This window comes from Roseateles sp. P5_B10, from assembly GCF_056400485.1.
Window position 1 is genome coordinate 1 of sequence record NZ_JBFULE010001792.1, and the last position, 512, is coordinate 512.

The following is a 512-nucleotide window of genomic DNA, read 5'->3' on the forward strand; positions in this document are numbered from 1 at the left end:
CCCTGCGGCTGGCCTTTCAGCTGATCGACAGTCAGGCCGTGCGCTGCGACGTGCAACGCAGCGTCACGTTTGGCTTATGGCTTCCAGCCGCCGCCCGGCAGGTTGCCGTGATAGGGCGTGTTGCGGCAGTGTCCCCACGGACCGCGCCAGTAACCGGGAGGGCAGCCGTTACCCATCACGGGAGCTTCCTGATAGTAGCCGCCCGGGAGCGGGCCGTAATAAGGCGTATAGCGGCAGCCGCCATAGGGACCGCGCCAGCCGTTCGGACCGCAGCCACCCGCAACCGGGATCACGTGCGCTTCGACAGCGACGCTCTGGCCCATCATCGGCGCAGCACTTGCCTGCGTCGAGACGATGAACATGGCGACGAGACATGCCGCCATCAGGTGCAGAATTTTGGTCATTCTATTCCTCTCGATGAGTTGAAGATCATTCGGCCCCGACGAAAGCGTCTCCGTCTTGCCGCGCGATGCGCAACCCGAAGATGCGTTGGTCTCCATTCTGCTTAGAGG

Annotated in this window: 1 protein-coding gene; it reads right to left on the reverse strand. The window is 63.3% G+C overall.

Features of this window, described 5'->3' with window-relative positions:
• Positions 1 to 74 precede the first annotated feature (74 nt).
• A complete protein-coding gene (locus AC1DU6_RS35940; RefSeq protein ID WP_477863449.1) occupies positions 75 to 326 on the reverse strand; it encodes a GCG_CRPN prefix-to-repeats domain-containing protein in 252 nt (83 codons plus the stop codon).
• Positions 327 to 512 lie beyond the last annotated feature (186 nt).

Excerpts from the sequence above, each read along its gene's own strand:
- AC1DU6_RS35940 (WP_477863449.1), bottom strand. The coding sequence starts at position 326 with ATGATGGGCCAGAGCGTCGCTGTCGAAGCGCACGTGATCCCGGTTGCG.